Source organism: Gluconobacter sp. P5E10 (assembly GCF_018812145.1).
GTDB lineage: Bacteria > Pseudomonadota > Alphaproteobacteria > Acetobacterales > Acetobacteraceae > Gluconobacter > Gluconobacter cerinus.
In genome coordinates, this window is record NZ_JACRVZ010000001.1 from 878,069 (window position 1) to 887,500 (window position 9,432).

The 9,432-nt window shown below is 53.9% G+C and carries 10 protein-coding genes (1 of these 10 running past the window's edge); 2 read left to right on the top strand and 8 right to left on the bottom strand.

The features are described 5' to 3' along the window. Nucleotides 1-57: 57 nt before the first annotated feature. From acs to KP707_RS03965, 3 genes are all read right to left on the bottom strand, one after another. Nucleotides 58-1,956 (bottom strand): acetate--CoA ligase, encoded by a 1,899-nt coding sequence (acs, locus tag KP707_RS03955; protein ID WP_211502193.1) that lies wholly within the window; start codon nt 1,954-1,956, stop codon nt 58-60. A 142-nt stretch (nt 1,957-2,098) separates the two neighbouring features. Beyond that, nucleotides 2,099-2,659: a 5' nucleotidase, NT5C type gene (locus KP707_RS03960; RefSeq protein ID WP_211502194.1), complete on the bottom strand. Its 561-nt coding sequence runs from the start codon at nt 2,657-2,659 to the stop codon at nt 2,099-2,101. 133 nt (nt 2,660-2,792) lie between these two features. Then, entirely contained in the window at nt 2,793-3,206 is a 414-nt protein-coding gene (locus tag KP707_RS03965) for a hypothetical protein (RefSeq protein ID WP_099210100.1), read from the bottom strand. Nucleotides 3,207-3,481: 275 nt separating this feature from the next. Here KP707_RS03965 and KP707_RS03970 point away from each other — a divergent pair, with 275 nt between their 5' ends. Next, nucleotides 3,482-4,438 (top strand): ribokinase, encoded by a 957-nt coding sequence (locus tag KP707_RS03970; protein ID WP_211502195.1) that lies wholly within the window; start codon nt 3,482-3,484, stop codon nt 4,436-4,438. Nucleotides 4,439-4,489: 51 nt separating this feature from the next. On the opposite strand, the gene KP707_RS03975 is transcribed toward KP707_RS03970, so the two are convergent. From KP707_RS03975 to KP707_RS03990, 4 genes are read right to left on the bottom strand one after another with little or no spacing between them, the layout of a single operon-like run. After that, nucleotides 4,490-5,062, bottom strand: a complete 573-nt coding sequence (locus KP707_RS03975) for a membrane integrity-associated transporter subunit PqiC (protein WP_211502196.1) — start codon at nt 5,060-5,062, stop codon at nt 4,490-4,492. Continuing rightward, on the bottom strand, nt 5,062-6,021 hold the full coding sequence (locus KP707_RS03980) for an MlaD family protein (protein WP_211502197.1): 960 nt from the start codon (nt 6,019-6,021) through the stop codon (nt 5,062-5,064). The genes KP707_RS03975 and KP707_RS03980 overlap by 1 nt, the downstream gene beginning before the upstream one ends. Beyond that, nucleotides 6,021-6,794 carry an ABC transporter ATP-binding protein gene (locus KP707_RS03985; RefSeq protein WP_046899474.1) on the bottom strand — a complete coding sequence of 258 codons (774 nt, stop codon included), beginning with the start codon at nt 6,792-6,794 and terminating at the stop codon, nt 6,021-6,023. The genes KP707_RS03980 and KP707_RS03985 overlap by 1 nt, the downstream gene beginning before the upstream one ends. Before the next feature lie 3 nt (nt 6,795-6,797). After that, entirely contained in the window at nt 6,798-7,958 is a 1,161-nt protein-coding gene (locus KP707_RS03990; RefSeq protein WP_373687767.1) for an ABC transporter permease, read from the bottom strand. Nucleotides 7,959-8,135: 177 nt separating this feature from the next. On the opposite strand from KP707_RS03990, the gene KP707_RS03995 reads away from it, so the two are divergent. Continuing rightward, a complete protein-coding gene (locus tag KP707_RS03995; protein WP_211506712.1) occupies nt 8,136-9,038 on the top strand; it encodes a S1/P1 nuclease in 903 nt (300 codons plus the stop codon). A gap of 77 nt (nt 9,039-9,115) precedes the next feature. Here KP707_RS03995 and KP707_RS04000 read toward each other — a convergent pair whose 3' ends face one another. Continuing rightward, nucleotides 9,116-9,432 carry the final stretch of a diguanylate cyclase gene (locus KP707_RS04000; RefSeq protein ID WP_211502198.1) on the bottom strand. 1,090 nt of this gene lie beyond the right edge of the window, so 317 of the gene's 1,407 nt are visible here — the last part of the coding sequence; the start codon falls outside the window, past its right edge; its stop codon occupies nt 9,116-9,118.

Below are 9,432 nucleotides of genomic sequence, written 5' to 3' on the forward strand. Positions count from 1 at the left end.
ATTGACCTCGCAGGACAACGACCAGCTTTTGTTGAAAAAGCTGGTCGTGCCGGTTGGTTAGCCCTGAACAATAGCGATCAGAACTTCCACAATTTCTGGATCAGCCAAAGTGGACAGGTCTCCAAGGCCATCAGTCTCGCCGCAGGCAATTTTGCGCATCAGGCGTCTGACATTTTTGCCAGAGCGCGTCTTCGGAAGATCAGGGACGATATATACTTTTTCGGGCACCGCATAACGCCCGACTTTCGCAGCGATGGCGCGAACGGCAAGCATTTCCAAGTCAGGATGGGACGGATCACGGGCCACAGCATACACGACGATGCCCTGACCTTTCAGGTCATGCGGAATACCAATTGCGGCACTTTCAACAATCGCATGTTCTGCAGCCAGTGCATCTTCAATCTCGGCAGAGCCGATGCGATGCCCAGAAACATTGATGACGTCATCAACCCGGCCGGTGATCCAGTAATAGCCGTCTTCGTCGCGTCGTGCGCCATCGCCCGTAAAATAATGGCCGGGGTAGGGGCGAAGATACGTTGTTTCAAAGAGCGCATCGTCGTTCCAGATCGTCAGTGCGCGACCTGGCCATGATCCATCAATGCAGAGCACACCTTCTGTTGCGCCCTCCAGCGGATGTCCCTTGTCGTCAACCAGGATGGGATTTACGCCCGGAAGTGGGAGTGTTGCAGACGCGGGCTTTTCCTTGACCGCGCCTGGAACGGGCGAAATCAGGATGCCACCGCTTTCAGTCTGCCACCAAGTATCTACGAAGGCACAACGCCCACCACCGATGACATCATCGAACCAGGACCATGCTTCCTGACTGATCGGCTCACCGACAGTTCCCAGAACGCGCAAAGAGGTCAGGTCGTATTCGCGGGGAACATCGTTTCCTTCGCGCATCAGGGCACGAATGGCAGTGGGAGATGTATAGAATGTGGTGACCTTATGGGCCTGAATAACATCCCACCAGCGACCGGGCTTCGGATGAGACGGCATGCCCTCGAACAGGAGAACGGTGCCACCGTTCGAGAGCGGGCCATAAACTACGTAGGTATGACCGGTAATCCACCCGATATCAGCCGTGCACCAGAACACATCACCTGCCTGATGATCAAAGACGAGTTCGTGTGTGTAGGAGGCCCAGGTCAGGTACCCGCCTGTTCCATGGACAATGCCTTTTGGTTTGCCTGTGCTTCCGGACGTGTAGAGTAGAAACAGCGGGTCCGTAGAGGCCATCGTTTCAATTGGGCAGGACGCCGAAGCCGATGTCAGCAGTGGATTGAGCATGTCATCACGGCCTGCCTGCATGGGGACGGGTTCGTCTGTGACACTAACAACCAGAACGTGCTTCACCGACAAGCTGTCGGGACGCAGGCTCAAAGCAGAGTCCATTGTCGTCTTGAAAGGAATGCGTTTCGCGCCACGCCGCCCGACATTCGCCGTTATCACCAAACTGGCGCCACTGTCGGCCAACCGGTCTGCAATAGCCTCAGGCGAGAAGCCGCCGAACAGCACGACATGGATGGCACCCAGCCGTGCGCAGGCCAGCATGCTCACGACGCCTTCGATCACTGTTGGCAGGTGAACTGCAACGCGGTCACCCCGACGAATACCGTGTTCACGCAGAACATTCGCCAGACGGCATACGCGTTCATGCAGGTCACGATATGTGAGGCGGATGATGTGCTCCGCTTCTTCTGCCTGCCAGATCAGAGCCGGCTGATCTGCACGGGTCTTGAGGTGCCGATCCAGGCAATTGAAACTGGCGTTCAGCGTTCCATCTGAAAACCATCCCGTCCCGGTGTCCTGCGCGCTGGATGGCGCTTGAATCCAGTCCAGCCTTTTTCCCTGATCCTGCCAGTATGCTTCTGGATTTGCTTGGGCGGCATCCGTTAGCGCGCGATAATCTTCAGGGGAGAGGCGAAACGCACCAGCGCGATAAGGGGTGGACATAAACGGAATGTGCTCACTGACCAGAAGCTGAAAAAATTAGGGTGAAAACCTGTATCTTAAACAGAACCACAAATCCAAAAGCAAAAAAGCCTATTAGCTTACAATGCTGTAATTTCCGGGATTGAGGCTGCAAAGACGCGTTTTATGGAGCTTCTGTTTCTGGATGCTGCATCAGATATGTAACGGCATCCTTCCAGTTGGCGACCCGCGGAGACCATTCCACATTCAGGTTGTGTGGAGCAGAGAACAGAATGCCCTGTCCCTGAAAATGCTGAAAATGTCGTACGTTGTCATCAATAAGGAAATCGGCAGCAAGAATACTTTTATGACCGCAGAATACGATGTTCAGAGCGGGAATAAAGGGAAAGTGTTTCTGAAGCCATTGGAACTTGGGAGCACAGGATGCCGGGTATTCCATCGCGGCTGTCGTAATAAAAATGTCGAAATGCTGGCTTAGAAATTTTAGCGCATCCGTGGCGCCGGGCATGACCTCAAGGTCAGCAAAGAAGTGTCCCTCGTGCAGAAGTGCCTGCATTCCCGCAGCGTGTTCCGGAGTTGCCAGATCCCCTAAATGGTGCCCTTTCAACTCGTCTTCTGTCCAGCGATATCCGTGCGTGTCTTGGTACCACAGGCGCTGAGCGGTGAAGGCGTCAGCAATCACTTCATCCATATCGATAGCGAGACGGGGGCGAGATTTTTTCACGAGACAGGGACTCCTGACAGAGTTCGGAGATACAACTCTCTTCTGTTCAGGAGGGAAGGGCAAGCCGCAGGGCGCATGGGTTCATGAAATGACGGATGTCTGCGCCCCGCTGTGTAATAAGCTTAAAGAGGGATTAGCTGATGCTGCGACCTTCGTTCAGACCGTAGAAGATGAAGTGCATCAGAAGATCATCTTCATATTCCGTTAAATCCGGGTTGGCTGCACGATACTTTTCCGGGTCAAAAAAGCGATTGGGTTTTCTGCCTTCCCGATATCCGGCTTCCCGATAATGCGTTGCCGGATCCAGGCCAGATGCTGCGACATCCGGATATTCGCGCATGTACCACGCCTTGTCGAAAGCACAGACAAGGTCAGGAAGAAATGGGCCGCTTGCAGGCTCTTCCGTGATTTCAACTGGCTCTACCACGACAGGAGACTCTTCGATAACGGCCTCCAGAACGACAGGGGTGGCTTTTTTGCTACGAGAGGCGGACGCTACCTTTTTCGTGGCAGTTCGAGAGGATGTCTGTCGATTGGCAGAGGACATAATTAGACTTACCCTGTCAGTTAAAATGTTTTTGGTTCTGCTGTGGAAACGCCGGTAAAAGGCCCCCTTGTTTCCCCAAGGCCTGCGAAACCCTATCCTAGTAATGAAACCATTAATATCGAAAATTCACGACTTTTTAGTAAAAAACAACGTCGAAGCTGTCGGGGCAAAAATGCGAAAAAAAAGCCCTTGGAAACAAGATGTTCCTTTGCTGCTGACGCCTCTTGGCCCCCAATGCTAAAGAAATATTCCTCGAATTCTCTGAGATCAAACCGATGCCGAACTCAAAGCCTCTGATTCTGTCCTTCGGAAGCATCAATATTGATGTAACTGCTCGGGCCGTTCGCCTGCCTCTTCCCGGAGAGACCGTGCATGGTGAAAGCTATGCCGTCATGCTCGGTGGTAAAGGTAGCAATCAGGCGGCCGCGGCTGGGCGTCTGGCGTCCGGTTCCGAGGTTCAGGTCGCGTTGGCAGGGCGTATAGGGCAGGACGGTTTTGGTGCGCAGGCGCGCCAGGAGCTGGAGCGTTTTGGGGTGGATCTTTCTCCGCTGCGAGAAGATGCTTCTCATGCCACGGGAATTGCGCTGATCGGGATAGATGGGAGCGGAGAAAACTGCATCACCGTTGTTGGTGGTGCAAACATGGCCGTCGATGAAACCGATGTTGCCGTAGCCTCGGACTGGATTGAGCGCGCGGCAGTGCTTCTATTGCAACTTGAAGTGCCTCAGCAGGCAGTTCTGGCAGCCGCCCGTAAAGCGCGGATCAAGGGCGCTATAGTTGTGCTCGATCCGGCACCTGCGCCGGAAAAGGGGCTTCTGGATGCGCTCTGGCAGGAAATCGATATTATAACCCCGAACGAAAGTGAAACTTTTCAGCTAACAGGCATTCGGCCAGAAACTGTAGAAGACGCGGCGAGGGCTGCGGACTTGCTTCTGGCAAAGGGCGTGAAATCCGTCCTTGTAAAAATGGGAAGCCGGGGCGTTTTCTGGCATGATGGAACACGCAGCGGTCACAGTGCGCCATTTCACATAGAGCCCATTGATACTGTGGCAGCTGGGGATTGTTTCAATGCCGGGTTGGCATTTGCTCTGGCGCAGGGAAAGTCGCTCTCCGAGGCTGTCCGGGTTGCGTCAGCGTGCGGGGCGCTCGCAACGACACGTCATGGCGCCGCTGATGCTGCTCCCGCATGGGATGCTGTGGCTGCGTTGATGAATGCGCAGCCAGAAGCCTAGACAGATCAAAGAGGAGGCCTTTTTCAAGGCCTCTATAAATTTGAAAATCCCTCACATTGCGGGGGACGAATTTCCAATTTGGGCGGCAAGCTGATCGACGAGCGCGCGTGTCACGGCAGTGATCCCGTCATCTGTGGCTGTTGATCCCTGAGTGCTGAAGCTGGCGCGCTGGTGTACAACCGGGTGATGCTCGTCAGCAGGGACAAAGGACCAGTCTGCTTCTAGCGTACCTTGACCTGACTTCGTGATATCCAGCCGGTTGATAGTGATCGCCAGCCGGGTTTGTGGAGAGCCTGCTGTCGGATGTGTTGTGACGAACACAGAAGGCCAACTGCGAGAGAGCTGCGCTGTCACGAGATCTGTAATGCCTCTGGACAGACGACTGGCCCATCGGCCATTTGCGCTGCGATCTAGCAGGTCTCCATTTCTGACAAGGATGTCCTGACTATCGAGGTAGTCAGGAACAATGACAGGATCGACAGCTAATACGGTTGCTGATGCGGTGCTGGCCGCCAGATCATTTCCGATGGCGGGCGCGCCGAGCGTATAAAACCGCACTGGTGGAGAGGAGCAGCCGCTGAGGAGCAGGCCAGCAAGAGTGAGCGAGGCGAGGTGCAGTCTCATCAGTGGCGTCCCGTCAGAAGAAGTTGCGGATTACGTTCAACATCGTTTGCAAAGCCGCGTAGGGCAGAGGCTGCTGCTGCGATATCGCGGAGGCCCGCTTCGAGGTTAGCCCTGTCCGCTGAGCGCGGAGATGTAATGCTCTGAATATTGTTCAGACTTTCACCCGCTTTCTGGATCGTCTGATTGCTGCTTAACAGCAGGGCTTGGAGCTCTTTTCCACGTGCAGTCAACTGATCGGACCCGGCATCAGCCAGTCGGTTCAGGCTGTTGAGGGTATGTTCAAGCTCCGGTTGAAGGTGCGTAACCAGGTCTCTGCTCGCATCGATCATGTCGCGACTATGGTCGGATGTCGCACGAATGCTTTCGATCAGGGTTGGCATATCCCTGTCCAGCTTGTCAGAAAGCTCCCTTACAGCGGCAAGGGTCGCGTTGGCGTTGTCGCCAAGTTCCTTGAACGGCAGGTTCTGCAGGGTTTGGGTCATCGCCTGGATGGAAGACTGTTTTGTCGGAATTTCCGTGAGGGTAGCGATGTCAGGATGCATGACCGCTGGTGTATCAGGCGCAAAATCGAGGTCGATCTCTGAAGAGCCCGTGACAAAACTTTTGAGATTCATTTCTCCGCGAAGGCCTTGAGAGACGAGGTCCCGGATTGTTGGAAAATGGTGGGCACTACTGTTTGTCAGGGTAATATTGTCTGGCCGCATCGTGACATAGACCGGAATATAGGCGTCTCGCGTCTGCGGGTTATATTCGATAACGACCTTATCGACCGCGCCAACCTGAACCCCACGGAAGGTAACGGGTGCACCCACCGACAGCCCGGACGATGCGCCATGGAAAATAAGGACAGCTTTTTCCATGCGGGTGAAGGGATGGAAATTGCCGAACAGCACAAAAGCTGCCACGCCAAGACCGATCCCACCTACAACAAAGGCGCCTACGAGAGCCTGCTTGTTCATCAATTGCGTCCTTCTTCGTTGCGTTCCCGATGCATGAAAGCATGGACCTGAGGTTCGTCGCAGTGGTCGCGCAGGTCCCTTGGAGAGCCGTGTGCGATGGGGATTTTGCTTTTTGCGTCCAGGAATATTCCGTCATCGGCGATGTGGAACAGACTGGAGAGTTCATGGCTGACGATAACGACGGTCGCGCCGAGACCATCTCGGAGGTTGAGAATCAGGTCATCCAGGCGGGCCGAAGTGATTGGATCCAGACCTGCAGAGGGTTCGTCAAAGAACAGGATATCCGGATCCAGTGCGATTGCTCGTGCCAAACCAGCACGCTTCCGCATGCCGCCACTGATTTCTGACGGAGACATGTCGATGGCTGGCAGAAGACCTACAAACCCCAGTTTGAGTTCTACGAGCCGCCGGATGACATCTGGCTTGAGGTCCGTGAACATCTGAAGGGGAAGAGCGACATTCTCCCCGAGAGTCATGGAACTCCATAAAGCGCCGCTTTGGAAAAGAACGCCGAACCTGTGGTTGAGCTCTGTTCGTTCTGCTTCAGTGCCAGACCAGTAATCTTCGCCATCGACCTGATATTCTCCAGCCGTGGGGCGAAGCAGGCCGATCATACTTTTCAGAAGTGTACTCTTGCCGCAGCCAGAGCCGCCCATAACGGCAAAAATGCTGCCCTTCTTAACTTCTAAAGAGATGTTCTTCTGAATGACCTTCGGTCCAAATGCGAGAGTGACATCCTGCATTGAAAGAACGGTTTTTCTGGTATCGGTCATGCGTCAGATTCCCAGCACGTCGGCGATAACGGCGAAAATGGCGTCAATCGCAATGACCCCGACAATTCCCACCACAACAGCCCGTGTGGCAGCGATGCCAACATCAGCGGCTGATCGTCCGGCCTTCAAGCCAATTCGGCAACTGGTCAGCCCGATGAAGGCACCGAAGACAATGCTTTTAACAAATGCAAAAATAAACTGGCCGATACCGAAGGACGTGATTGTCTGATGGAAATAGCCAGCAGCCGTAATATCCAGCATGGAAATCGCGACCACGAACCCTCCAAGCATGCCGATCAGGCAGCCGTAGAGGTAGAGAAATGGCATCGTGATAACGAGCGATAGAACTGCCGGAAGTATCAGATACGTGGATGTTGGGATGCCGAAGACGTTGAGGGCATCAATTTCTTCATTGCCCTGCATGGTGGAAATGCGCGCTGCGTAGGCGCCTCCGGTTCGTCCTGCCATGATGATGGCGGTCATGACGGCGGCCATTTCACGAACCATGGCGATGCCAACAAGGCTTGCAACGTAAATACCGGCAGCAAATTTCTGAAGCTCAACCGCCCCAACAAATGCAAGAATGGCACCAATCAGAAAATTGACGATGCCTACAATCAGCAATGCCTGAGGGCCGGCATTTGCAGTGTCACTCAGAAGATCTGAAAGACGCATCCGGCTTCGCCCTGTAAGGGCCTGGAGCCCCCCGCGTAGGGTCATCCCACCTAAACTCGTAACGGTGCCGATTTCAGTGAGGCTACTGATCGTGTGGCCCCCAATCCGTTCGAGAACGGGCAGACGCTTGGCGGGCGCGGGGGGGGGGCCATCAGAGGCGTCGGGTAAGAGTTCGAGAAGCTGTCTTACAGGGGCCGGTAAGCTTTGAGCATCCAGAGTAATATGTCTGTCGTGCCCGCTGCGTTTGATGTCCCAAAGAAAAGCGATCAGCCCTGTGTCCCAGTCGGTGATGGGGGACATATCAAAAGTGAGGGTGCTTCCAGCAGGCGCTGCACGCAGTCCGTCTTTCGGAAACTGAGGAATGTTTCCTGTTCTTGCCAGCCACACACCCCGAAGTGTCAGAAGAGGGCTGTTCCCTTCTGACGTAAGGCTCCACTGCGGAGATTGAGATGGGTCTAGCGGGGCAGGTGGCTCTTGCAATTGCGTCACGCCATTTCAGTCATTTTAGTCCTTATCCTCTCTACGAGGTCAGAAGCCATGAGGGAAGGGGTAGGCCGAACCGTTCGGTCATTTTAATCGGTTCAGTGTACCAAGAGAGTCACTTGTGAGTGTTTCGGAAGGGTGAGAAAAGCAATGAGACTTCATAACGTCCGAAATGGTTCTTTTATGCGCTCCTGGCTTCTTTCTGTCCCTCTGCTCTGTGCCGCTACGATAGGAATGACTTCTCAGGCGTTCGCCTGGGGACCGTATGGCCATGCAATTGTCGCGGATATTGCTCAGGATCGCCTGACGCCAGCGGCTGCGAAAGCAACAACTGCACTTTTGGCAATGGAAGGTCATCAAACGCTGGATCAGGTCGCATCATGGCCAGATACGATTGGACATGTTCCTAAAAAGAAGGGCGGAGAGCCGAAGACGCTGCTTTGGCATTACGTTGATACAGATGTTTCTCAGCCAGCATATGACCAGGCCCGCGACTGTGCGGATGGAAACTGCGTTGTTGAGAAATTGCCCGAGCTGGAAAAAACCCTTGCTGATCACTCGGCCTCTCCGGAGCGGCGGCTTTATGCTTTGAAGTGGGTTGTACACTTGGTTGGTGACTTGCATCAGCCGTTGCATGCTGCGGAGCGGAATAACGATAAAGGCGGGAATGCTATCCGCCTTTCATATTTTGGCGATACCGCAAATGGGCATATGAATCTCCATGCCCTATGGGATGAAGGCGTGCTGGACCGGCAGGCCAATTTGGTTGTTGGGCCTCATTATTCTATCGACTTCAGTCGTGCTCGTGATGAAGCCACTCGACTGGGGGCGACTATCACACCTGATGAGACGGCATACTGGGTAGCTGATCTTTCTGGTGGTGATGTTCGCCATGCCGTTATTGATTGGGCTGACGAAAGCCATTCCTTGGCACGGTCTGTCGCTTATGGCGCACTTCCCCAGGTTAAAGGGGCAGATATTAAGGACGCCTATACAGCTCTTGCTTGGCCGATCATCGAGCTTCGGTTGCAGCAGGCAGGTGTCCGTCTTGCTGCGATCCTGAATACAGCAATGAATGAGCAGTAAGCTCTGAGGCGCGTTTCTCTTATCTGAATTCGTGTAAGCACAAATTCAGATAAGAGTGTTTTTCCTAGAGTATAAATTTACTGAAGCTGCGGAAGGCTGGCTAAAGCATCGGTAGCAATGACGCTTCGATTTCTTCCCTCAGCTTTGGCATAATAGAGGGCGCGATCAGCATCTTCGATGAGGTGGGTATAGTCCGGATGTCCATCAAATGTGGCCACTCCGATCGAAACCGTCACGGAAAATGAAGAACCTGTTGGCTGAGTGAGAATATGCGTGACGTTTTCACGAATATGCTCCGCAACCTGGAACGCTCTCTTTATATCCGTCTCAACCAACGCGATCAGAAACTCTTCACCACCATACCGGAAGATAAAGTCGCTTGTCCGGCAGGAGG

Excerpts from the sequence above, each read along its gene's own strand:
- KP707_RS03965 (WP_099210100.1), bottom strand. The coding sequence starts at position 3,206 with ATGTCCTCTGCCAATCGACAGACATCCTCTCGAACTGCCACGAAAAAG.
- KP707_RS03985 (WP_046899474.1), bottom strand. The coding sequence starts at position 6,794 with ATGACCGATACCAGAAAAACCGTTCTTTCAATGCAGGATGTCACTCTC.
- KP707_RS03980 (WP_211502197.1), bottom strand. The coding sequence starts at position 6,021 with ATGAACAAGCAGGCTCTCGTAGGCGCCTTTGTTGTAGGTGGGATCGGT.
- KP707_RS03995 (WP_211506712.1), top strand. The coding sequence starts at position 8,136 with ATGCGCTCCTGGCTTCTTTCTGTCCCTCTGCTCTGTGCCGCTACGATA.
- acs (WP_211502193.1), bottom strand. The coding sequence starts at position 1,956 with ATGTCCACCCCTTATCGCGCTGGTGCGTTTCGCCTCTCCCCTGAAGAT.
- KP707_RS03975 (WP_211502196.1), bottom strand. The coding sequence starts at position 5,062 with ATGAGACTGCACCTCGCCTCGCTCACTCTTGCTGGCCTGCTCCTCAGC.
- KP707_RS03970 (WP_211502195.1), top strand. The coding sequence starts at position 3,482 with ATGCCGAACTCAAAGCCTCTGATTCTGTCCTTCGGAAGCATCAATATT.